Origin of the sequence: Glycocaulis sp. (genome assembly GCF_051859565.1) — a bacterium.
Classification (GTDB): Bacteria; Pseudomonadota; Alphaproteobacteria; order Caulobacterales; family Maricaulaceae; genus Glycocaulis.
Window position 1 is genome coordinate 146,377 of sequence record NZ_JBHYFK010000005.1, and the last position, 21,214, is coordinate 167,590.

General features: G+C 63.7%; 20 protein-coding genes, 1 tRNA gene and 1 other RNA gene. 16 read left to right on the forward strand and 6 right to left on the reverse strand.

The genetic code is table 11. The features are described 5' to 3' along the window. The first annotated feature begins 24 nt into the window (after positions 1–24). The 4 genes from ACTIGC_RS08875 (at position 25) to ACTIGC_RS08890 (ending at position 3,232) form a co-directional block, all read left to right on the forward strand. Positions 25–333, forward strand: a complete 309-nt coding sequence (locus ACTIGC_RS08875; protein ID WP_439634055.1) for an energy transducer TonB — start codon at positions 25–27, stop codon at positions 331–333. A gap of 85 nt (positions 334–418) precedes the next feature. Next, positions 419–2,455, forward strand: a complete 2,037-nt coding sequence (locus ACTIGC_RS08880) for a methyl-accepting chemotaxis protein (RefSeq protein WP_439634056.1) — start codon at positions 419–421, stop codon at positions 2,453–2,455. A gap of 115 nt (positions 2,456–2,570) precedes the next feature. Further along, a tRNA-Met gene (locus ACTIGC_RS08885) sits at positions 2,571–2,647 on the forward strand. An 87-nt stretch (positions 2,648–2,734) separates the two neighbouring features. Next, positions 2,735–3,232, forward strand: a complete 498-nt coding sequence (locus tag ACTIGC_RS08890; RefSeq protein ID WP_439634057.1) for a hypothetical protein — start codon at positions 2,735–2,737, stop codon at positions 3,230–3,232. A 94-nt stretch (positions 3,233–3,326) separates the two neighbouring features. Here the strand turns inward: ACTIGC_RS08890 and ACTIGC_RS08895 are convergent, their stop codons facing one another. Beyond that, a complete protein-coding gene (locus tag ACTIGC_RS08895; RefSeq protein WP_439634058.1) occupies positions 3,327–5,252 on the reverse strand; it encodes an acetyl-CoA hydrolase/transferase C-terminal domain-containing protein in 1,926 nt (641 codons plus the stop codon). Positions 5,253–5,400: 148 nt separating this feature from the next. Continuing rightward, positions 5,401–7,194, reverse strand: coding sequence for an SLC13 family permease (locus tag ACTIGC_RS08900; protein WP_439634059.1), 1,794 nt, complete (start codon positions 7,192–7,194; stop codon positions 5,401–5,403). A 233-nt stretch (positions 7,195–7,427) separates the two neighbouring features. Between ACTIGC_RS08900 and ACTIGC_RS08905 the strand changes: the two genes are divergently transcribed. Then, the gene (locus ACTIGC_RS08905) at positions 7,428–7,940 is read left to right on the forward strand and encodes a hypothetical protein (protein ID WP_127565663.1); all 513 of its coding nucleotides are present in this window, start codon (positions 7,428–7,430) and stop codon (positions 7,938–7,940) included. A gap of 16 nt (positions 7,941–7,956) precedes the next feature. On the opposite strand, the gene ACTIGC_RS08910 is transcribed toward ACTIGC_RS08905, so the two are convergent. After that, positions 7,957–8,787, reverse strand: a complete 831-nt coding sequence (locus ACTIGC_RS08910; protein ID WP_439634060.1) for a tetratricopeptide repeat protein — start codon at positions 8,785–8,787, stop codon at positions 7,957–7,959. A gap of 115 nt (positions 8,788–8,902) precedes the next feature. Here ACTIGC_RS08910 and ACTIGC_RS08915 point away from each other — a divergent pair, with 115 nt between their 5' ends. Beyond that, positions 8,903–10,273, forward strand: coding sequence for a leucyl aminopeptidase family protein (locus ACTIGC_RS08915; protein WP_439634061.1), 1,371 nt, complete (start codon positions 8,903–8,905; stop codon positions 10,271–10,273). Further along, positions 10,266–11,048 carry a C40 family peptidase gene (locus ACTIGC_RS08920; RefSeq protein WP_439634062.1) on the forward strand — a complete coding sequence of 261 codons (783 nt, stop codon included), beginning with the start codon at positions 10,266–10,268 and terminating at the stop codon, positions 11,046–11,048. Before ACTIGC_RS08915 ends, ACTIGC_RS08920 begins: the two co-directional genes overlap by 8 nt. Before the next feature lie 75 nt (positions 11,049–11,123). Here the strand turns inward: ACTIGC_RS08920 and ACTIGC_RS08925 are convergent, their stop codons facing one another. Beyond that, the gene (locus ACTIGC_RS08925) at positions 11,124–11,861 is read right to left on the reverse strand and encodes a c-type cytochrome (RefSeq protein ID WP_439634063.1); all 738 of its coding nucleotides are present in this window, start codon (positions 11,859–11,861) and stop codon (positions 11,124–11,126) included. 171 nt (positions 11,862–12,032) lie between these two features. Continuing rightward, positions 12,033–12,899: an NAD(+) diphosphatase gene (gene nudC / locus ACTIGC_RS08930; RefSeq protein ID WP_439634064.1), complete on the reverse strand. Its 867-nt coding sequence runs from the start codon at positions 12,897–12,899 to the stop codon at positions 12,033–12,035. A 301-nt stretch (positions 12,900–13,200) separates the two neighbouring features. On the opposite strand from nudC, the gene ACTIGC_RS08935 reads away from it, so the two are divergent. From ACTIGC_RS08935 to recR, 6 genes are all read left to right on the forward strand, one after another. Continuing rightward, on the forward strand, positions 13,201–13,719 hold the full coding sequence (locus tag ACTIGC_RS08935; RefSeq protein WP_439634065.1) for a porin family protein: 519 nt from the start codon (positions 13,201–13,203) through the stop codon (positions 13,717–13,719). Between the two features lie 144 nt (positions 13,720–13,863). Continuing rightward, positions 13,864–14,097, forward strand: a complete 234-nt coding sequence (locus tag ACTIGC_RS08940; protein ID WP_439634066.1) for a hypothetical protein — start codon at positions 13,864–13,866, stop codon at positions 14,095–14,097. 46 nt (positions 14,098–14,143) lie between these two features. After that, positions 14,144–14,240, forward strand: an RNA gene (gene ffs / locus ACTIGC_RS08945) — signal recognition particle sRNA small type. 88 nt (positions 14,241–14,328) lie between these two features. After that, complete coding sequence (locus ACTIGC_RS08950; RefSeq protein ID WP_439634067.1) at positions 14,329–16,107, forward strand: DNA polymerase III subunit gamma/tau; 1,779 nt, start codon at positions 14,329–14,331, stop codon at positions 16,105–16,107. Next, complete coding sequence (locus ACTIGC_RS08955) at positions 16,104–16,439, forward strand: YbaB/EbfC family nucleoid-associated protein (protein ID WP_439634068.1); 336 nt, start codon at positions 16,104–16,106, stop codon at positions 16,437–16,439. Before ACTIGC_RS08950 ends, ACTIGC_RS08955 begins: the two co-directional genes overlap by 4 nt. Positions 16,440–16,538: 99 nt before the next feature. Further along, the gene (gene recR, locus ACTIGC_RS08960; protein WP_429912214.1) at positions 16,539–17,141 is read left to right on the forward strand and encodes a recombination mediator RecR; all 603 of its coding nucleotides are present in this window, start codon (positions 16,539–16,541) and stop codon (positions 17,139–17,141) included. A 10-nt stretch (positions 17,142–17,151) separates the two neighbouring features. Here recR and ACTIGC_RS08965 read toward each other — a convergent pair whose 3' ends face one another. Next, positions 17,152–18,297 carry a PQQ-dependent sugar dehydrogenase gene (locus ACTIGC_RS08965; RefSeq protein WP_439634069.1) on the reverse strand — a complete coding sequence of 382 codons (1,146 nt, stop codon included), beginning with the start codon at positions 18,295–18,297 and terminating at the stop codon, positions 17,152–17,154. 186 nt (positions 18,298–18,483) lie between these two features. On the opposite strand from ACTIGC_RS08965, the gene rmuC reads away from it, so the two are divergent. From rmuC to ACTIGC_RS08980, 3 genes are read left to right on the forward strand one after another with little or no spacing between them, the layout of a single operon-like run. After that, complete coding sequence (gene rmuC, locus ACTIGC_RS08970) at positions 18,484–19,851, forward strand: DNA recombination protein RmuC (protein WP_439634070.1); 1,368 nt, start codon at positions 18,484–18,486, stop codon at positions 19,849–19,851. 32 nt (positions 19,852–19,883) lie between these two features. Continuing rightward, positions 19,884–20,402 (forward strand): peptide deformylase, encoded by a 519-nt coding sequence (def, locus tag ACTIGC_RS08975; RefSeq protein WP_439634071.1) that lies wholly within the window; start codon positions 19,884–19,886, stop codon positions 20,400–20,402. Then, entirely contained in the window at positions 20,399–21,145 is a 747-nt protein-coding gene (locus ACTIGC_RS08980) for a hypothetical protein (RefSeq protein ID WP_439634072.1), read from the forward strand. Before def ends, ACTIGC_RS08980 begins: the two co-directional genes overlap by 4 nt. Positions 21,146–21,214: the final 69 nt, after the last annotated feature.

The window sequence follows — 21,214 nt, forward strand, 5'->3', positions numbered from 1 at the left end:
ATGAAAATCGTGAAATCTGTATGCATGGCTGCTGTACTGGCGTCGGGTCTGTTTGTTGCTCCCGCACTGGCAATGAACGAGCGTGAGACCGTCAATGTGGTGGCTCCCGAATATCCGCGTGGTGCCGAGCGCCGCAATCTCGAGGGCGCAGTTTCGGTTCGCTACAACGTCACGCCGGAGGGGGCTGTTGCCGATGTCGAAATCGTGCAGGCCACGCCGGCCGGCGTCTTCGACCGCGCTGTGCTGCGCGCGCTTGAGCAATGGCAGTATGCGCCCGCTGACGAGACGACCGAGGGCGTGGAGCAGGTCTTTAACTTTGCGTTTGCAGGCTAGCGCCTAAGACGAAAAGGCGGCGTCAGGGATGATTCCCGGCCGCCTTTATTCGCGCCTGCGGCGTTAACCTTAACGGGGGCTAAAAATGAAGGTCAACTTTCACTCGGTGCAGACACGGCTGAACGGGGCTTTTGCCCTTGTAGCACTGGTGGGGGTTGCGGCGGCGCTGGCTGGTGTCATTGCCCTGCAGAGTACACGTAGCGCGCTGAGCGAAGTGGTGGACGAAGCGGCGCCGATGGCGGCGGCGGCGGGTGCGCTGGAGGCAGCCAGCAGTGCGATAACGGGCGAGCTGGCCGCGTTCGCGCGCTCGGTTGATACCGTCGATATGGCCGCATCCGAGGCGCGCCTTCGCACCCTTACCCAGCAGGCAGGCGATGCTGTCACCAGGCTCTCCCGGGCGGGGCTGGACAATGCCCGCACGGCCAGCCTTACCGAACTGCTTGATGATCTTGCGGCCGGCGTTGAAGCGGCGAATGCGCCGACGGCTGCCAATCTTGATGCGCGCAATGCCCGCCTCGACGCTATTGCCGCGGCTATCAGCGAACGCGCCCGGGCTGTCTCCGCTCTGGAGGAAGCGCTTGAGAGCGCCGGTCAGGCCGAGCTTGAGACATTCTTGCGCCTCATCATCGATCTGAACCTGATACTGACCCAGTATGCCGAGCTGGATGGCGCCCTGTCGGCCGATGAAGTGGCCGACGTGGAGGCGCGCTACGAGCTCGCCATGGATGAGCTTCTCGTCAATCTCGCCATTCTGGGCGATGCAGCAACGCCTCAGATCACGCAGACCAGTGAGGCACTGATTTCGCGCGGCGAGGGCCCGCAAGGGGTGTTCGCGCTGCGTCGGACCGAAATCGCGTCCGAGATCGCGGCAGCGAACGCCGTGGAAGATGCGCGCGTCGCACACGCGATGCTGGCCGCCGATATCGAACAGGTTGTCGCCGATGCCAACGCGCTGGCCGAATCCGCCCGTTCCAACGGTTACAGCGCCGTTCTGTCGGGCCAGATCCTGCTCATCGTCATGGCGATCGGCGCAGTGGCCATCGCTGGCGTCATCGGCTGGGTCTACGTGAATGGCAATCTGCTGCGCCGGCTGACGCGTATTTCGCGCACCACCACCGCGCTCGCCTCAGGCGATACCGGACAGGCGCTTGACGATGAGGGCCAGGACGAGATTGCCGACATGGCGCGCGCCGTTGCCGTCCTGCGCGAGAACGAGATCGAGCGCTTGCGTCTGGCCAGCGAGAGTGAGGCTGAGCGCGCCGCGAGGGAACAGCGCACGAAGGCGATCGAGGCTCTGGTGCAGGAGTTTGAATCCACCTCCGGGCGTGCTCTCGAGGCTGTATCGCAGGCCGCCGGAGAGATGGAAATGGCGGCCAACGCGCTGACCGAAAGCTCGCACAGTGCGGCCGGTCAGACCGCCGAGGTCAACGAGGCCGGCGTGCTGGCCGCCCAGAATGTCGACACGGTTGCCGCGGCAGCCGAGGAAATGACCTCCTCGATTGCCGAGATCGCCCAGCAGATCTCGCGCTCCTCCTCCATTGCGCGCAGCGCGGCAGATGAAGTCTCTGGTGCCAGCGCGGATGTGACCGCGCTTAGCGAGGCGGCGGGCCGGATTGATGGCGTCGTGCGCCTGATCAATGATATCGCGGAGAAGACCAATCTGCTGGCTCTCAACGCCACGATCGAGGCGGCGCGAGCGGGGGAGGCCGGCAAGGGCTTTGCGGTGGTGGCGTCCGAAGTGAAGACGCTCGCCGAGCAGACCGCGCGGGCAACCGGCTCCATCTCCGAACAGGTCAATGGCATTCAGAGTGCTACCGGCAAGGCCGTCAGCGCCATCACCGCCATCGGCACGGTCATCCGCGAGATGAACGAGATTTCCACCGCGATTGCGGCGGCGATGGAAGAACAGCGGGCCGCAGCCGAGGAGATCACCCGCTCCGCGCAGGAAGCGGCCGGCGGTGCGCGCCGGGTCTCGCAGGCCATTCAGGGCGTCGATGCTGCGGCGTCCGAAACCGGCCAGTGCGCCGCACAGGTCAACGAGGCCTCCCACGGGCTCACGCAGGAGGCAGGCACGCTGCGCACTGCGGTCGCCCGCTTCCTGGAAGGCGTTCGCGCGGCGTGATCTGAAGGGTGCTGAAAGCAGGTGAGTGCGCGCGCTTGCCTCTGCCCCGGCCTTTGCGTATATCCGCTGCCTCTGCCGTGAACCGCCGGTTCACGGCAACGGGTAGCCCCCTCGTGGCGGGATAGCTCAGCTGGTTAGAGCGCAGGACTCATAATCCTGAGGTCGAGAGTTCAAGTCTCTCTCCCGCTACCAAAACGTTTCCTGAAAAATGCTGGGGCGGTGTATGCTCCGCTTTGCTGTCTGGTGCCTGTCGATTGCCGGGGCACGGGAGGATTGGTCATGTCTATGAAAACCGCTGTCCTTACTGCCGCTGCCGCCCTCTTGTTCGCCAGCCTGTCCCACGCGTCTATCCCGCCCCGCTATGCCTTGCTGGTCGTCTCTGCTGATGATGAAGCCCGCGCGATCGGTGATGCGCTTATCCAGTATATGAGCGCGGCGGGTGCGTTCTCCCGCCATCCTCTGACGGTTCAGCACGGGCCGCTTCGGGCGTGCCTTGCAGAGGCCGATTTTGCTGCCTGCGCGCGTTCGCTGGTGCCCGCTCGGGAGCACTGGCAGGAGCCAGCGCCAGTCATTGTCCGGGTCGAGGCGGCGGGGCCGGGCGGTGGTCTGGCTTTCAGCTGCGTGGGTTCGGGCACGTACCGCCAGCCAACTGCAGACCAGCAGGTGGACGTCGACGTACAGACAGCGCTATTCGGTGAGGGCGACGCGAGGAACGTTCAGCTTCGGGCCGCAATGACCTGTCTGCAGTCAGCCGCGCGAGAATCCAGCGCCCCTTAGCCAGCCTGCACAAACGGGTCATCGGCCTCAATGTCCAAACATGCCGCAGCCTCGTCCCAGGTGCCAAAAAGCGCGGACCCTTACACTCTCAAGATCAGCTGTTTGCAGTGCGGCTCAGTGCCAGACAGACCAGCTTCTGCTCCAGCCGTTCCTTGAGACCGGCAGGCTGCATCAGGTTCATGCGTTTGAGCTCGGTGGCAAAGCGGTGTGGCTCAGGTCCCCGCAGGAGAGCCGACGCAATCAGGCCCGCGCGCGCCTTCCAGCCCGCATTGCGCTGCGCCAGCCATTCCAGCGCTTCGCGCAGGGCCTGCTCGGTTTCGCTCAGATCGCTCCCGAAGGGGAATTTTACCAGCGTCCCGCGCGACATGGCGGGCTGAAGCTGTTCGGTGAGGTGTTCGGGGGTGTTCTGCCGCGCGCGCTCCGGCAGGGCATAATCCTTATCCACCTTGCCGGCTGACTTCGCCTCATCCAGGAACGCTTCCTGGAAGCGGCTGTCGGCAATCTGCGCCAAGGCGATGGCGACTTCACGGTCGGTGCGCCCGCGCAGGTCTGCCACGCCGTATTCGGTGACGACAATGTCGCGCAGATGGCGCGGTACGGTCACTTCGCCGCCCGTCCAGACGATGTTGGATCGTGTCTCGCCACCAGTCTGACGCGTTGCGCGCACCAGAATGATGGACCTCGCTCCTTCCAGCTCGTGCGCCATGGCGGAGAAATTGTACTGCCCGCCCACACCGCTCACTACGCGCCCGTCTGCCAGCGTGTCGGATATTGCCGCTCCGCGCCCGTTGACCATCATGGCTGTATTGATGAAGCGCGCGTGCTGGCGCTGCAGCCGGGCCAGTTCCTCGTGACCGTACAGATCGTTCACGCGTGCCACAGACGTCATGTCGATGCGCGCGCGTTCAGTATCGCCCAGCTTGCGCAGACGGTCATAGAGCTCGCCCGGCCCGGCAAAGAAGCCGCCATGCAGCGCGATGCCCTCGTCCTCACGAAGGCTTGCCGGGTCCGTCAGCAATGCCTGCTGGCGGGTGATATCATCGCTCACCCGCCGCCCCAGCAGCCCGCTCTGGAAGAGGTCCAGCAGGCCAAGCGTGAGCATTTCGCTGCAGCCGTAAAGCCCGTCCTTGAAGGGGTCCAGACCGCCGCACCGCCCGGCCAGTGTCATGTCCGCGCCAATGGCGCCCACTGCGGTGCGCCACGCGCCATTGTCGAGATGGCGCAATTTCAGGGCTGCGGCTACGGCGTCAGAGAGCGCCCCGATACCGGTCTGCAGGGTGCCGCCATCGCGCACCAGCGTGCTGACATGCAGCCCGATGGACCAAGCGGGCGGGCCGACGGCCTCGCGCGGAATGGGAAACAGCGTGTACGTGCCCGCATCATGAAGCGCGTCGAACCAGTCTTCGGGTATGTCCGCGCCCTTGCCGAGGAAGGGCAGGGCGGTATTGATTTCGCCCAGAACCACCGCCGGCGCGCCGTTCTTGCGCCTCTCATGCAGGGCCGGGATCATGTCCAGCGACAGGTCGGAATTGCACGACAGGCTTAACCGGCCCGGCGGTCCGGGGGCCACCATCTGGGCCACGACGTTGACGCCGGCTTCCAGGATGGCTCGTCCCGCATGGGTGTAGTTGGCGCTGACATAATCGCGTTGCGCTGACGCGTTGTTCAGCAAGCCTCCCGGCGGCAGGAAAAACTCCTTCACCCGCACATTGGCGGGCAGGGCGTTACGGCGCCGGTCGAGCGCATATTCAAGGTCGGGATAACCGTCGTAAAGACGCTCCGAAATCGGATCGAGCAGACGCGCAGCGAGCGCGTTGGGCGCTGCGGGCCGCTCCAGCGTCAGGGCGGTAAAGATTGTCAGCTCAATGCCCGGGTCGGCCTTGGCGCGGGCATAAAAGGCGTTGGCGAGATGGTTGGCCTTGCCCAGGCCCAGAGGCAGGCCGAGTACGACGCGCTTACCGACGCGTTGAATGGCGAGGTCTACGCAGGCCTCGGCGGTGGCGGGGCGGGGCGTATTCACATTGGATCCGGGCAGGGTGGAAACTCCTTTCTACCTTATGGGAAAGGCTACGTCCGGTCAGCGTAATCGTTCAAAAATTCTGTTGCCAGTATACGGGGCAGGCCGGCCCGCCTCCCATACATCGTACACACAGATGGCCCGCTTTTTTCTATCCGGCACCTTCCAGCGGCCAGATCATCGGGATCATCACGACGGCCACAATCAGCATGATGAAGTTCAGCGGCACGCCGATCTTCACAAAATCCATAAACCGATAATGCCCCGGCCCATACACGAGTGTGTTGGTCTGGTACCCGATTGGCGTTGCGAAGCTGGCGCTTGCAGCAAACATCACGGCGACCACGAAGGGCCGCGGGTCGAGGCCTGCCGCGACGGCCAAGGCGGCGGCAACCGGGGTTATGACGATGGCGACGGCGTTGTTGGTAACCGTCTCCGTCAGGAAAGATGTAACCGCATAGACCAGGGCGAGCAGAACGAGCGGGGATGCCACTGCCAGAAGCGGACGGGCTGCCCCTACGAGTAGATCGATCGAACCGGTACGGTCCAGCGCGGCCCCGATTGCCAGCATTGCGACGATGAGCGCCAGAATGCGCCAGTCAATGCTGTCAAAAGCCTCCTCAGGGTCAAGGCAGCCTGAAAACAGGACGATGGCCACCCCGATAACAGCCAGGCCGACAATTGGCATGATATTCAGAGCGGCCAGAACTACGACGCCTATCAGGGTCGCAATCGCAATCGGTGCGCGTTCCCGCCGGAAGGCCTGGTCCTCGGGCCGGGCCAGATCAACAAGGCCCAGCTCGCGTGACATGCGCTCTATATCCTCTGGCGCGCCTTCCAGCAGCACACTGTCACCCGGATTGAGCCGGATACGGCCCACATGGTCGCTGATCTCGCCTCCATGGCGGTGCACCGCGACGACATAGACCCCGAACCGGCGGCGCAGACGGTAGGACTTAAGCGGCGCGCCGGTGAGCCGGCTGCCTGGCCCGACCACGGCCTCCACCAGCACCGCCCTGCTTTCACTGACGTCTTCAAGATCGTCGGAACCGACACGCACCTCTCCGTCGCGGTGCAGGGATAGAACCTCGCTCATGGGCGATTCAAGGACGAGGCGGTCTCCGGCCTGCAATTCGATCTGATCGATGTCGTGGCGCAGGGTCTGGGAGTGGCGCACCACATCGAGGAGGCGCAGATCGCGCAGCTTCAGGAAAGGCACGTCTTCGGGGCGGCGTCCGATCAGCGACGATCCTTCCGGGATGCGGGCATCGGTGATGAAGCGGGATTCACCCGCACCGTCCAGCAGGGAGAAATCCTTGCGGTCAGGCAGGATGCGCGGTGCCACAATGGCGAGATAGATGAGGCCTGTGGCGGCCACAGCCAGACCTACTGCGCTTATTTCGAAAATACCGAAGGGTTCCAGGCCTGCCTGGCGGGCCGCGCCGTCCACGACGAGATTGGTCGACGTGCCGATCAGCGTGCAGGTGCCGCCCATGATCGCGCAATAGGACAGGGGAAGAAGTAGTTTTGACGGGGCAAGGTTCAGGTCGCGGGCAATCCCGGTGATGACCGGGATCAGGATCATCACAACCGGAATGTTGTTCATGAAGGCAGATACGACGACGGTCAGCAGGAAGGTCGATCCAATAACGATAATCTTGCTGGATCCGGCCTTTCGCTGGATGAAGCGGCTGACCTCAAGGATGGCGCCTGTTCGCACCAGCGCAGCCGAAATGACAAACATGCAGGCAATAGTCAGCGGCGCAGCATTGGCCAGGGCCCCCACCATGCTGGCGCTGTCGAGCAAGCCGAGGAGGAGAAACACGGCCACCGCCCCGATGGCCACCATTTCCGGCGGGAAGCGCTCGGACGCGAACACCGCCAGCATCACACCCAGAAGGGCGAGCGCCAGCCATCCCGCATTCGGGCCAAGCCATTCAATCATCGATATGCTCCCATGCCAGCGAACGATTTATTCACTGCTGGCCTGTGCTGTAAATGCTTCAACGGAGGGGCGGATACGTAAATCCCGCAATGGACTGCTTAAACCTCTTTCTGGATACAGGTGATGGCGTAAACAATCGCGTCGAGGGTGCGCCGCGCGCGCGGGCGGCAAGGGTTCTTCTGCGCGGCGGCATGCTATAGGCTGGGCTGCTCCAGCCATCAGGGGCTAAAGTCATGTTTGGTGGACGTAAGGCCGAGGAACGTCGGCGTGACGAGATTCGTCTGGCCCAGGCTGCGTGCAGCAATGCGCTTGAGGCCTTGCGCGCCGGCAATGTCGCCAAGGCGCGCGCGGAGCTGGCCGCTGTGCCGAAGAAAGTCGATTTTGCGGACATAGGCTGGAAGGTCGAACTTACCGCTGCCGTGCTTGATCTGGCTGCAGGGCGGCGCAAGCCTGCCACAACCCGGCTCACGGTCATCTGCGCGCGTCTCGACGAAACGGATCTGTCACGCGATGACAAGGGCTATCTGCGGCTGTTCGCGCTCTACCGCGCGATCGAGGCCTCCAGGGATGGCAAGGCCCCGCAGGAATTGCGCGACCTGGTGGAAGATTTCCGATTCGACCACACGCTGGTTTCGCCGGAGCTGAAAGTCGGATTTCCTCTCAAGAAGACCGAAGAAGCGGTGCCCGCTCCGCCGCCCATGGCCCGGCCTGCCAATGCCGGAGCAGACGACCCGTTCGAGCAATAGCTGGAGCGGCGGCTTCTTACGGATGACTGCCGCGTAGCGCAGCGTCGTTCAGGCTGTCCCAGCGGCGCGGGCTGGTCATCATCGCCCGGACATAGGCCATGTTGGCGGCCGCCATCTGCGGCGTGGTGTCGATGGTGGCAATGCGCTCAGCCTCATCAAACCGTCCCTGCAGGGCAAGCACAAGCGCCAGGTTCTGGCGGATTTGCGCCGAGGCAAGATCATTGTCCATGGCCCGGCGCAACAGCGTTTCGGCCTGCTCCGGTTCGCCTGCCAAGGCATGTGACAATGCCAGGTTGGACAGGATTGAAGGTTCATCGGGCGCGATTGTCATGGCTTCCTGGAACCGGGCACGTGCCGCACTGGTGCGCCCGGCCTGTTCCAGCGAGACACCCAGCGCATTGATGAGGCGCCAGTTTCCAGGCTCTGCCTGAGCCGCCCGTGTCAGTGGCTCGATGGCTTGCTGGCCTCGCCCTTCAGCTGCCAATGCCAGCCCGTAGGCGCCCAGAAGCGCGGCATCCTCGGGAAACAGGGCCAGCGCCTGACGCGCGACTTCCATGGACCGCTGGGTGCTGCCGAGCTGGCGTAGAACGCCCGCCAGCTGCGTGGCGGCTTCCCGGTCGGCGGGGTTGAGCTCATAGGCCTCGGCCCAGAACGCAGCCTGCGTCAGCAGATCCTGATTGGCGATGGACCGGCGTTCGGCGGCTGTGGCTGGCACGATTGAGCGCGATTCCATGTCCAGAACCAGCGCGGCTTCCTGCGCAGAGGGAGGGGCGGCCGTGGTCGCACATGCTCCAAGGGCCAGCGCGCTGGCGGCGGTGAAGGCTGCAGCGGACAAACGCATGGACATGATCTAACCCTGTTAACGCGGACCGTTATGGTCCCTATCTTTCGGGTGGGCCGGTCAAGAAGCCGTTAACGCTTCGCTTTGCCGGTTCGTCCTTGTGAGTTGTCTGGAGAGTTTGATGAGTTTTGCATTCGCCGATGCCGCCGATACGGCCCGTACCGTTCACCTCACCGCGCGCGCTGACCTTGATTCGGTGCTGTCCGGGGTGGGCGAGGAGGCTGCTGGCCACGCCCGCGCCGCCGGTTTTTCCGGCAAGCTGGGTGAGATGGTCGTCCTTCCTGGCGACGGCGATGCGCTTTACGGCGTCGGTGACGCGCTCACTCCGTTTGACGCAGGCAATGCCGCGCTGAGCCTGCCCGAGGGCGACTGGCGCATTGGCGGCATGCCGCGCAACTGGGATCCGACAGTGCTTGCCACGGCACTCGGCCTCGGCAGCTACCAGTTCACCCGCTACCGCGCCGCGCAGCGTGCGCCTGCACGCTTTCATCTGCCTGCAGGCGCTGATGAAGCGGACGCCTTGCGTATCATCGCCGGCGTTACAGTTTGCCGCGACCTGATCAACACGCCAGCAGGCGATATGCTGCCGAGCCATCTGGAAGATGCGGCCCGCACCATCGCAAAGCCCTTTGGTGCCAAGGTGACGAGCATTGTCGGCGACGACCTGCTCAAGCAGAACTATCCGATGATCCATGCTGTTGGCCGCGCATCCACCGATGCGCCGCGCCTGATCGAGCTGGTCTGGGGAGACCCGTCCCATCCACGCGTCGCACTGGTCGGCAAGGGCGTGTGTTTTGATTCTGGCGGCCTCAATATCAAGGGCGGCAGCAATATGCTGCTGATGAAGAAGGATATGGGCGGCGCGGCCAACGTTCTTGGCCTTGCCACCATGATCATGGATGCGGGCCTGCCGGTTCACCTTCAGGTGCTGGTACCAGCCGTGGAGAACGCCATTTCCGGGAATGCCTTCCGTCCCGGCGATGTTTTACCGTCGCGCAAAGGCCTGACGGTCGAGATCGGCAATACCGATGCCGAAGGGCGTCTGGTGCTCGGCGACGCACTGACGCGCGCATGCGAGGACAAGCCGGAGCTCGTCATCGACATGGCGACGCTGACGGGCGCCGCGCGTATCGCGCTCGGGCCGGAGCTGGCCCCGGTCTACACCGACGATGAGGCGCTTGCTGCAGACATCGCCGCAGCCGCCAGCCAAGTGGATGATCCGGTCTGGCGCATGCCGCTCTGGAGCGGATATGACAGCCAGCTTGAAGGCGAGATATCCGATCTCTCCAATACTGGGTCAGGACCTATGGCAGGTTCCATCACCGCGGCATTGTTCCTGCGCCGCTTCGTCGATACGAAGGCCTGGGTGCATCTCGATATTTATGGCTGGAATCCCAAGGCCCGCCCGGGCCGTCCGCTGGGCGGCGAGATGCTGGCGGGGCGTGCTCTCTATGAGGCTCTCAAGGCCCGTTATGGAGCGCCCCATGGCTGAAGACTTCCAGGTGACCGCAGGCGTAACCGCCATCCGGCGCGAGCCGCGTGACGACGCCATGATGGACAGCCAGCTGCTGGCTGGAGAGGTGTTTTGCGTCGAAGACGAATCGGATGGCTGGGCGCGGGGCATGTCGCGCCATGATGGCTATCGCGGCTATGTCGATATGGCCGCGCTGTCGGCGCCAGTGCTGATTCCGACCCACCGTGTCAGCGCGGTGCGCACCTATGTGTTCAGCGAGCCGGATCTGAAATCGCCCCCGCGTTTCCTGCTCTCGCTCAATGCCAAGATCGCGGCCGGCCGCCGGGAGGGGAAGTTTATCGAAAGCCAGCGTCAGGGCTGGGTCTTCACCGGGCATCTCACGGCACTGGATGCCAGCGAGCCTGACTGGGTGGCCGTTGCCGAGCGCTTCCTGCACTCACCCTATCTGTGGGGGGGCAAGGAAAGCCTGGGGCTGGACTGCTCCGGCCTGATCCAGGTGAGCATGGAGGCGGCAGGCATACGCATCCCGCGCGATAGCGGTGATCAGGAGGCCTGGGCGCAGGAGCGCTGGAGCAAGGTGCCTGTGGCAGATTCGCTGGCCGGGCTGCAGCGCGGAGATCTGGTGTTCTGGCCGGGCCATGTCGGCATCATGACGGATGCGGTGCACCTGCTGCACGCCAACGCATTTCACATGGCGGCGGCGGTTGAGCCGCTCCATCTCGCAGTGGATCGCATTGCCCGCCATCATGCGCCGATCAGCGGTATTTTCCGCGCTCCCAACGCCAGAGGTTAGGCCGCTGCAGGCTCGGCAAACAAAAAGGGCGCTTCGATCGAAGCGCCCTTTTCAATGTGTGGCGGCGGGAAAGCGTTACTCCTCGCCTTCAGGACGCTCCGCAGCATCGTCGGCGGGCTCGGTGTCCGGCAGATCCTGAGCCGGCTGGGCCAGCTCGCCCATATCCTCGCCAGCTTCGGTGGCTGTATCCGGTGCGCCAGGCGTTTCCGTTGCTGCAACCTGGGGCGTTTCGCCTTCTTCCTCAATGGCCGGCTCCTCGGGGAGCGGTTCGGGGAAGGGAAGGCCGGAGCTGCCCATGGAGTGCATGTAGGCGATCAGGTTTATACGGTCTTCCTGGCTGCGAAGGCCTGCAAAAGCCATCGAGGTGCCAGGCACATAGCGCCGCGGCGCTTCCAGATAGTCGTACATGTTCTGGTAGAGCCACTGGGTGCCATCGGCGCCATAATCGCGCATGGCACTGGAATAGTTGAAGCTGGAGACGCTGGCGACAGCACGGCCAAGCACACCCCACATGTTGGGGCCGGTGCCGTTGGCGCCGCCTTGCTCAAACGTATGGCAGGCTACGCAGCGCCGTGCGACGCGCTCACCCGCATCAACGCTGGCGGTGGCAAGCAGGCTGCCGAAATCAACCGGCCCGGACACTTCCTCTTGGGCACCGGCAGGCCCCTCCAGCAGAGCCGGGTCCACCGGGAAGCCCAGTGTTTCAGGCGCACGCGTGGTGAAGGCGATATCGCCAATTTCGCGTAGACCCATGACAACAAGCAGGATGGCCAGAACCGCGCCCGCTACCTTGTTCCAGAACAGATCGCCCATCGACGTCCTCTCGACCAGACATGACTGTAATTGCGCCGGTGTTTGGCACGCTCCGCCGCCCTGTGCAACCGCTTGACGCGATTAGCACCCCTGCAAATAGCAGGGTTGGTGACGCTTGAGCAGTACCAATGCGGTGACAGCCTGCCCATGGGGCAGGTCGTCGCGCCTGCCTTAGCCGCCGTTCAGCCACGTCTCAATCAGCAGGCGTGAAATTGAGTAGTGGGGCGGTCCCCAGCGCATCATGGGCCCTTCATAGAGCTCACGCACTTCTGCGCGGGTAAACCAGCGCGCCTCCTCAATGTCGTCGGCAGCCACCGGCTCGCCCGGCTCTATCTCGGCCAACAGGCCGATCATCAGCGTGGACGGGAAGGGCCAGGGCTGACTGGCTACATATCGTGCAGACATGACCTTCAGCCCGGTTTCCTCGGCGACCTCGCGTGCGCAAGCCTCCTCTATCGTTTCACCCGGCTCCATGAAGCCTGCCAGCGTGGCAAACAGGCCCGGCGGCCAGGCTGGCTGACGGCCCATGACGCAGCGGTCCCCGCTATAGGGCAGCATGATGACCGAGGGGTCCGTGCGCGGGAAGTGTTCGGTCCCGCAGGAGGGGCAAACCAGCTTGGTGCCGCCTTCAGCGGGTGCGTTCTCCGCGCCGCAATTGGAGCAGTAATGCCTGCGGCCGTGCCAGCTCAATATGGCCCGCGCCCTTCCCAGTATGGCGGCCAGGTCCGGTTCGGCGATCATGGTGGCGCGCCGGAAGTCGAGGCCGGGAGGGATCGTGCCCGGCTGAATGCTCGCCGCAAACCAGGGTGTCTCACCTTCCAGCCCGAGAAACACGAGGCCCGGGCGCTCCAGAGCAAGGGTGCTGGTCTGTGCCGGGTGCAGTATCTCGGGCTCTCCCTCTGGCGAGAGCACCACATCGCCGCCGGTGAGCAGAATCGCTCTCGCCGCAGGGTGGGACAGGCAGGCTTCGATAAAGGCGGGATTGGTCCGCTGCACGCCGGAATGGTCCAGCGGCGAACGGGTGAATGTCAGATGCATCAGCCATCCTCGTTTCTTCGAACGGCTCATTGCGCCCTGATGCGGCCGGGCTGGCAAGCCCGTAGGGATATCGCATCTGCGAACATTACAGAAACCTTACTGGATCCTGTATAAAGGTTTGAGATCAAGGCATTATTGCCTTAATTGCCTTGCTTGCGCCTTAGTCCGTATCCGGAAAGACACAGGAGTGTATTGCACTGCGTCATTAACAGCTGGCGGCCTCTTGCGGATGCATGAGAGGCACCCTCATCTCTCGTCGCACGGGCCCGGGGGGTCCCAAAAAGACGAAAGGTCGAATCAGATGAAATCTCTCCTTATCGCAGTGTCTTCCATTGCTGTTCTCGCTGGTGCCGCTTCCGCTCAGGAAGGCCCGTTCCGTCTGGGTGCTGGCTACCAGGCCATCGACACCGACGGTGCTACGTATGACACGCTGACCCTGCGCGGCAGCTACGACATCACCCCGATGTTCTCGGTGGAAGGTGATCTGCTGTTCGGTCTGGGCGATGAGTCCACCACGTTCGGTGCGACCACCATCACGTCCGAGATCGACTATGGCGTCGGCATCTATGGCGTTGCCCGTCTGCCGCTGAACGACCAGTTCTCGGTCTTCGCGCGCGGTGGCTACACCTACTTCGACGTTAGCGCTTCGGCGGCTGGCATTGCCTTTAGCGGCGATGTGGACGGCTGGGCGTTCGGTGGTGGTGCAGAATGGGCTTTCGCCGGCCCGAACGCCATCCGCGTCGACTACACCCGCTATGACTTCGTGAACGGCAATGGCAATGCTGACGCGTTCGGCATTTCCTACGTCCGCCGCTTCTAGTCTGGCATGAATGTGACGGCTCCGCTGTAGCGGGGCCTTACAAGAGCCCCCGTGGTCATTTGGCCGCGGGGGCTTTTTCATATCCACCTGTTGACGCGAATGAGAATGACTCGCAAGTTGGGTGTGCAACAGGGGAATCAACCCATGAGCCCGGCAATCTGCAAGGTCATCAATCTTGAACCATCCCGCCATGGCGGCAGGCGCAGTGGTGAGCCTGTGAGTGCCCTCGAGCCGCGTGTGCGCGACTGGCTGGCGACGCAGTCAGTCATCGTGGAGGACTGGCTGAACCAGCTGGTCGCGGCCAATGGCGATGAACGCCTGGTCGGAGTGTTATGCCAGCACGCCGCCTTCCTGCGCGACACGCTGGAAGAAGGCTGACACCGCGCTTGCGAAACCTGTCCGCGATCCCGATACTAGGGAGCAGGAAGGCCGGCGGCGGACGAGCCCCTCGCCAACCCGGTCAGGTCCGGAAGGAAGCAGCCGTAACGAGTTTCGGTTCGGGTCGCCGTCCGGTCTTCCGCCGCCTTCCACCCGCTTTCGCCTGAAGGGCCCGGCTGCGCCATGCCGGCGCTCTGGGCAGCACGCCGCAAGAAGGGGCCTTGCCCGTCCATGGATGATCAGGATCCAGATAGCGGCGCCCCTGCGCTGGAGGCCGATGAGCCGGGACCGGCCCTGCCGGGCTTCGAGCCGCCGCCTGCCAGTGCCGCCTATCAGGTTCTGGCCCGCAAATACCGCCCGCAGCGCTTTTCCGATCTCATCGGGCAGGACGCCATGGTGCGTACGCTGTCCCATGCCTTCCAGTCGGGCCGTATTGCGCAGGCCTATATGCTCACCGGCGTGCGCGGTGTCGGCAAGACGACGACCGCGCGCCTCATCGCCCGCGCACTGAACTACGAATCGGACGAGCGCTCCGGCCCCAGCGTGGATATTGATCCACCGGGCCGTCATTGCGATGCCATTGCCCGCTCGGCCCATGTCGATGTGCTGGAGATGGACGCCGCCTCGCGCACTGGCGTCGGCGATATACGTGAAATTCTGGACGGGGTGCGCTACGCGCCCGTGTCGGCACCCTACAAGGTCTACATCATCGACGAAGTGCACATGCTGTCCAACAATGCGTTCAACGCATTGCTGAAAACGCTCGAAGAGCCGCCGCCGCATGTGAAGTTCATCTTCGCGACGACCGAGATACGCAAAGTCCCGGTCACAGTGCTTAGCCGCTGTCAGCGCTTTGATCTGCGCCGCGTGCCGCGCGATGCGCTCAGCGCCCATCTGAAGCGGATATGCGATCTTGAGGGCGCGCAGGTTGAAGATGGCGGCCTCGACGCGATCGCCCGCGCTGCCGAAGGCTCGGTGCGCGACGCGCTCTCCCTGCTCGATCAGGCGATAGTTCAGGGCAGTGAGACGGGCCCGGTTCCCGCCTCGCAGGTGCGCGAGATGCTGGGCCTGGTGGACCGCTCACGCGTGCTCGATCTTCTTGACGCTGCCCTGACGGGCAAGGGCGAAGCGGCGCTCGCAGAGCTGGAAAGCCAGTACGCCGCCGGCGCTGATCCGCAAGTGCTGATGCGTGACCTGCTGGATTATCTGCACGCGATGAGCCGGGTGAAGGCAACAGACGGCAAGGCGGACCTTGCCGAGGCGCCGGAAACTGCCGCGCGCCTGCGTGAGCTGGCCGATACGCATTCGCTGGCCAGCCTCACCCGCCTCTGGAAAACAGCGCTCTCGGGGCTTGAGGATGTGCGCTCGGCGCCCGATCCGATGGCGGCCGTAGAGATGAGCGTAATCCGCCTGATGGCGGCCGCCAGCCTGCCCGGCCCGGAAGACGCTGCCCGGCTGATTGCGGCGCTGGAGGCGGGCGCGCCTGTGCCCGCGCCAGCAGGGCAGGCCAGTGGCGGACATGGCCCAGCAGGTCCGCAAGCCGAATACCAGCCCGCAGACGCGGAGCCTGAGCCGGCCACGAATTCCGACCCATCCAGCCTGGAAGACGTGATCGCCCTTCTGGACCGCGAGCGTGAAGCCTTGCTGCGCGATCAGGTGGAGCGCTTTGTGCGCCTTGTGTCCATCGGGCAGGGCAAGCTCGTATTTGAAGCGGCCAAGGGCGCGCCCGAAGACCTCGCCAGCCGTCTTGCGGGCTTCCTGCATGCGCAGACCGGCGCACGCTGGCTGGTGGACAGTCAGGGCCGCGCGCTGGGCGGTGAGACCATGCGCGAGCGCCGCCGCCGTGAGGCCGAGGCCTTGCGCGAACGCGCGCTCCGCGATCCGATGGTAGTGCGCGCCATGACGCTGTTTCCCGGCGCCGAGCTGGAAGCAGTGACGACGGTTGAGCCGGAGAACCCGCCTTCCCAGATGACGGACGCAGAAACCCAGCGTCAGGAGCGCAAACCATGAAAGATTTCGCCGGCCTGATGAAACAGGCCCAGGAAATGCAAAAGAAAATGGGCGAGGCACAGGCCCGGCTAGACGCCGTGGAGGTGACAGGTGAGGCGGGTGCCGGTCTGGTGAAAATTACCACCACAGCCAAGGGCGAACCGCGCAAGGTCTCCATCGACCCGTCGCTCATTGACCCGTCAGAACCGGAAATTCTCGAAGACCTCATGCTGGCGGCACTGTCCGATGCGCGCCGCAAGGCCGATGAGGCACAAGCCAAGGTTCTGCGCGAAGCTGCAGGCGGGCTCGGCCTGCCGCCGGGCTTCGACATGCCGTTCGGCATCAAGCCCTGAGTGCGCTGAAATCCCGGGGCTGTTGCGGGGCGTAGCCACCGCTAGTCTTGCCATCATTACGGGTGCGTGATTCGCGCCCGCTGCGCGCGAGAGAGCAAGATGGCAGGTACGGCAGGCCCGGAAATCGAGAGGCTCATCCAGCTTCTGGCCAAGCTCCCGGGGCTGGGGCCGCGTTCTGCGCGCCGGGCTGCCCTGCATCTGATGAAGAAGCGTGAGGCACTCATGGAGCCGCTGGCCGCCGCGATGGCCGAGGCAGCGGAGAAAATCCGCCCCTGCAGTATTTGCGGCAATCTGGACGTATCAGACCCTTGCACGGTCTGCCGCGATCCCAAGCGCGGCGACAGCGTGATCTGCGTGGTCGAGACGGTAGGTGATCTCTGGGCGCTGGAGCGGGCAGGAGCCTTTGCCGGCAAATACCATGTGCTGGGCGGGGTCCTGTCTGCGCTGGATGGCGTCGGTCCTGACGATCTCAATCTTGCCAGCCTGATCGAACGTGCGGGCAATGGATCGGTCAGCGAGGTGATCCTGGCGCTCAATGCCACGGTGGATGGCCAGACGACGGCCCATGTCATCGCGGACAGGCTCGCCCATACCGGCGTATCGATCACCTCGCTGGCGCGTGGCGTGCCGGTAGGCGGCGAGCTTGATTATCTTGATGACGGCACGCTGGCCGCCGCGTTCAGGTCACGGCGGCCAGCGTAAGCGTCGAAGGTTACTCCGCCGGCACCAGCCGCAGCACGCGGCCCTCATCGCTGTCGGTGGTGATGTAGATATAGCCATCCGGGCCGGTGCGGACATCGCGGATACGCTCTTCAAGGTCTTCCAGAAGACGTTCCTGCCCGATCACCCGGTCACCGTCGGTCTCCAGCCGGGCGACGTGCATGCCGGCCAGAGCGCCCACGAACAGGTCGTTCTGCCAGTGCGGGAAGGCATCGCCGGTGTAGAATGCGGCGCCCGAATTGGCGATGGAGGGCGTCCAGTACCATATGGGCTGCTCCATGCCTTCGCGTTCACGGTCCTCGGTGATGATCGAGCCATCATACTCGATGCCGTAGGTGATTTCCGGCCAGCCGTAATTGAGGCCGGACTCCCGGTGGATGTTGACCTCGTCACCGCCGCGCGGGCCGTGCTCATGGCTCCAGATCGTGCCGGTTTCCGGATGCTGGACCAGCCCCTGAATGTTGCGATGGCCGTAGCTCCACACTTCCGGCGCGCCGCCATCGCCATCGGCAAAGGGATTGTCTGACGGCACCGAGCCATCGTCGTTCAGGCGAATCAGCGTGCCGATATGATTTTCCGGGTTCTGCGCCTCGTCATAGTGGTTGCCGCCATCGCCGAGCGAGAGCCAGAGATAACCGTTCCGGTCAAAGAGAATCTTGCCGCCATGGTGCCGGTTGGTCGCGATGTCGTAATTGACGGCAAACAGCTCTTCCACGTCCTCCAGAGCGGTCAGGTCATCGCTCAGCCGGGCGCGGATCAGCGCGGTGCGGTGGGCTTCGCGGGTGCCTTGCGCATAGGAAATGTAGACAAGGCGGTTCTCAGCAAAATCCGGGTGCGGGATGGCATCAAACAGCCCGCCCTGGCGATTGACCACAACATCTTCCGGCATGCCGGTCACGGGTTCGGCGCGCAAATGCCCGTCAGCGTCAATAATGCGCAGGCCTTGCGAGCCGCCATCGCGTTCGGTGACGATCATCGCGCCATCCGGCAGAAAGCCGATGGACCACGGGATGTTCAGGCCCTCAGCGACAGTTTCGACGCGGAAGTTCGCCTGCTCGGTCTCATATACGTCCTGTGCTGACAGCGCGCCTGCACTGACGGTCAGAAGAAGGCTGGCGGCAAGGGTGGTGCGGAACATAGGCAGGTCTCCCCAAACTGTTGCGGTTAGCGTTCACACGCTCAGATAGGGATGGCAACGCGTCTGGCCACCCTTCGTTGCCCTGCTGACATAGATGTGAACACTGGCAAGTCGGCGGGCTGCAACAGAGGCGCACTGGTCTAGGCTGCGCTTTCGATTCGCAAAAATTGCAGTCAGAGTGACGTCATGGACATGCTGAACATCGCCCTTATCGCTGCAGGCGGCCTTCTGGCCGGCGCCGTGCTGACCTTTCTCTGGTTGCGCGGCGCCGCTGCCCGCGCCGCATCCCTGCAGGAACGTCTGGCCGAGACCGAGCGGCGCCATGACACCGAACGCGCGCAGCGCCAGGCTGAACTGGAGGGGGAACGCGCGGCCCGGCGCGAGGCCGAGCAGGCTGCCGCTGCCCTGAACGCGAGAATCGAAGCCGAGGCCGAGGCGGTGAAGCGCGAGCGCGAGAGCCTGACCCAGCTTTCCAATGCCGTGCAGGAGAAGTTCCAGCTGCTCGCCAACGAGGCGCTGGATAAATCCCAGAAAGCTTTCCTCGATCGCGCCGCCGAGACCTTCAAGCAGAACCAGGAAAAAGCCGAAGGCAGCGTGAAGGAGCTGGTGACGCCAATCCGCGAGAAGCTCGACCAGTTCAAGGCGACGGTTGACCATATCGAGAAAGAGCGCGCCGCCCATCGCGGCGAGCTGGGCGAGCAGATCAACGCCCTGCGCCAGGGCCTCGCCGGTCAGCAGCAGGAGACCTCAAAGCTCGTCAACGCGTTGCAGCGCTCCTCCACCACGCGCGGCCAGTGGGGCGAGCGTACCGTGGCGAACGTGCTGGAGCTGGCCGGGCTTACCAAAGGCATCGACTATGAAAGCCAGTATCAGGCGCGCGATAGCGAAGGGGCTTCCCTGCGCCCGGATTTCGTGGTGCGCCTGCCTGGCGGCGGGCGTTTCGTCATCGATTCCAAGGTGGCGCTGACGGCCTATCTCGATGCGGTTGAAGCGCCTGACGAGGTCAGCCGAAAGCAGCATCTGCGCCGTCATGCCATGCAGGTGAAAACCCATATTCGCCAGCTCGCCAGCAAGGAATACGCAAAGTCGGTGGAGGGGGCGATCGACTTCGTGGCGCTCTTCATCCCTGGCGAGAGTTTCTACTCCGCCGCGATGGAGGAAGAGCCGGGCCTGTTTGATGAGGCGATCGCGCAGGACGTGATTATCGTCACGCCCTCCACTCTGTTGGCTCTGGCCAAGGCGGTGGCCTATGGCTGGCGCCAGCAGGCGCTGGAAGACAATGCACGCAAGATTGCCGCGCTCGGCAGCGAGATTCATGACCGGCTGCAGACCTTTACCGGCCATCTTGGCCGTGTGGGTTCGGGTCTCAAATCTGCAACCACTAATTATAACAGCGCGGTAGCCTCGCTTGAGGGGAGGGTTCTGGTCTCGGCGCGCAAGATGGCCGAACTCAACGCGGCGTCCGGCTCAAAAGCGCTGGAAGGCCCCGCACAGGTCGATGAAACGCCGCGTTCGCTGGCTGCACCGGCTGAAAGTGAAGGCAGCGATGCTTGATCGAAACCCTTTTGCCCATTACCTCTAAGACCATGGCTGTACACCCTATACTGACTGTTCCCGATCCGCGCCTGAAACTGGTTTCAAAGCCGGTGGAGCGCGTGGATGATGCGCTTCGTGACCTGATGGATGACATGGTGGAAACCATGTACGAGGCCGATGGCATCGGCCTTGCAGCCATCCAGATCGGCGTCGACAAGCGTGTGATCGTGATGGATTTGTCCGAAAAGCGCGACTCTCCGCGCTATTTCGTCAACCCGGTCGTCACACCGCTGACAGAAGAAACAAAGCCTTATAGCGAGGGCTGCCTGTCCATCCCGGATGTTTATGACGAGGTGGAACGCCCGGCGCGGGTGAGCGTTAAGTATCTCGACTATGATGGCAATGAACGTGAAGAGATCGCAGAGGATCTGTTCGCGGTGTGCATACAGCACGAAATGGACCATCTCGAAGGGGTGCTCTTCATCGATTACCTCTCGCGCCTGAAACGCGACCGGGCGGTGAAAAAGGTCCAGAAGCTCGTTAAGTCGCGACTGGAGGCTGCCGAATGACCCTGTCCCGCTATGCTACTCTGGGGGGCTCAGTCGCGCTGGCTGCGCTGCTAGCCGCTTGTGATCCCGCCGATACCGTTCCTGATCCGCAGCCCGTGCCCGATCCGGCTACACAGCCGCACACTGCGTCCGACGGCGTTGGGGCTGTTAATGATGAGCCCATTCCTGAGCTGGCCCGTGATCCGGCTGAGCCGCTGGATGCAAGCGCCGATGCCGCCCCGGCGGCGGATGGTTTGATTGAAGGCCTGTCCCAGTATTGTGGTCAGTCGTTCGAGGGCGAGATCACCAGCCCGCCGGTCGAAATGGACGGAGACTTTGCCGGTCAGCGCCTCGTCATGCACGTGCGCGAGTGCTTCGAAGACGAGGTGCGCGTACCGTTCCATGTCGGCAATAACCATTCACGCACATGGCTGATCACCCGTCTGGACGATGGCCGCCTGCGGCTGAAGCATGACCACCGCCATGAAGATGGATCAGAAGATACGCTCACCCAGTATGGCGGCGAGAGCGTCTTCCCGCCGGTATCGGCGCGTGTGGAATTTCCCGCTGACCAGTTCTCAAAGGATCTGTTCGAGCGGGAGGGTATCCCGGTTTCCATGGACAATATCTGGATCATGGAAGTCACCGATACCACATTCGTTTACACGCTGACGCGTCCGAACCGCCTGTTCGAGGTGACGTTTGATCTCACCAATCCGGTTGATACGCCGCCCACGCCCTGGGGCTGGGAGGATGAAGAGTAGCCCTCCGCACATCTGACGCTATGAGAAAGGCGCGGCCCATTGGACCGCGCCTTTTTTCTGTGCGGCTTT

Excerpts from the sequence above, each read along its gene's own strand:
- ACTIGC_RS08875 (WP_439634055.1), top strand. The coding sequence starts at position 25 with ATGGCTGCTGTACTGGCGTCGGGTCTGTTTGTTGCTCCCGCACTGGCA.
- ACTIGC_RS08955 (WP_439634068.1), top strand. The coding sequence starts at position 16,104 with ATGAAAGATTTCGCCGGCCTGATGAAACAGGCCCAGGAAATGCAAAAG.
- ACTIGC_RS08925 (WP_439634063.1), bottom strand. The coding sequence starts at position 11,861 with ATGGGCGATCTGTTCTGGAACAAGGTAGCGGGCGCGGTTCTGGCCATC.
- ACTIGC_RS08905 (WP_127565663.1), top strand. The coding sequence starts at position 7,428 with ATGTTTGGTGGACGTAAGGCCGAGGAACGTCGGCGTGACGAGATTCGT.
- ACTIGC_RS08980 (WP_439634072.1), top strand. The coding sequence starts at position 20,399 with ATGACCCTGTCCCGCTATGCTACTCTGGGGGGCTCAGTCGCGCTGGCT.
- ACTIGC_RS08880 (WP_439634056.1), top strand. The coding sequence starts at position 419 with ATGAAGGTCAACTTTCACTCGGTGCAGACACGGCTGAACGGGGCTTTT.
- ACTIGC_RS08915 (WP_439634061.1), top strand. The coding sequence starts at position 8,903 with ATGAGTTTTGCATTCGCCGATGCCGCCGATACGGCCCGTACCGTTCAC.
- ACTIGC_RS08935 (WP_439634065.1), top strand. The coding sequence starts at position 13,201 with ATGAAATCTCTCCTTATCGCAGTGTCTTCCATTGCTGTTCTCGCTGGT.
- rmuC (WP_439634070.1), top strand. The coding sequence starts at position 18,484 with ATGGACATGCTGAACATCGCCCTTATCGCTGCAGGCGGCCTTCTGGCC.
- ACTIGC_RS08940 (WP_439634066.1), top strand. The coding sequence starts at position 13,864 with ATGAGCCCGGCAATCTGCAAGGTCATCAATCTTGAACCATCCCGCCAT.
- ACTIGC_RS08920 (WP_439634062.1), top strand. The coding sequence starts at position 10,266 with ATGGCTGAAGACTTCCAGGTGACCGCAGGCGTAACCGCCATCCGGCGC.
- nudC (WP_439634064.1), bottom strand. The coding sequence starts at position 12,899 with ATGCATCTGACATTCACCCGTTCGCCGCTGGACCATTCCGGCGTGCAG.
- recR (WP_429912214.1), top strand. The coding sequence starts at position 16,539 with ATGGCAGGTACGGCAGGCCCGGAAATCGAGAGGCTCATCCAGCTTCTG.
- ACTIGC_RS08890 (WP_439634057.1), top strand. The coding sequence starts at position 2,735 with ATGTCTATGAAAACCGCTGTCCTTACTGCCGCTGCCGCCCTCTTGTTC.
- ACTIGC_RS08910 (WP_439634060.1), bottom strand. The coding sequence starts at position 8,787 with ATGTCCATGCGTTTGTCCGCTGCAGCCTTCACCGCCGCCAGCGCGCTG.
- def (WP_439634071.1), top strand. The coding sequence starts at position 19,884 with ATGGCTGTACACCCTATACTGACTGTTCCCGATCCGCGCCTGAAACTG.
- ACTIGC_RS08950 (WP_439634067.1), top strand. The coding sequence starts at position 14,329 with ATGGATGATCAGGATCCAGATAGCGGCGCCCCTGCGCTGGAGGCCGAT.
- ACTIGC_RS08965 (WP_439634069.1), bottom strand. The coding sequence starts at position 18,297 with ATGTTCCGCACCACCCTTGCCGCCAGCCTTCTTCTGACCGTCAGTGCA.
- ACTIGC_RS08900 (WP_439634059.1), bottom strand. The coding sequence starts at position 7,194 with ATGATTGAATGGCTTGGCCCGAATGCGGGATGGCTGGCGCTCGCCCTT.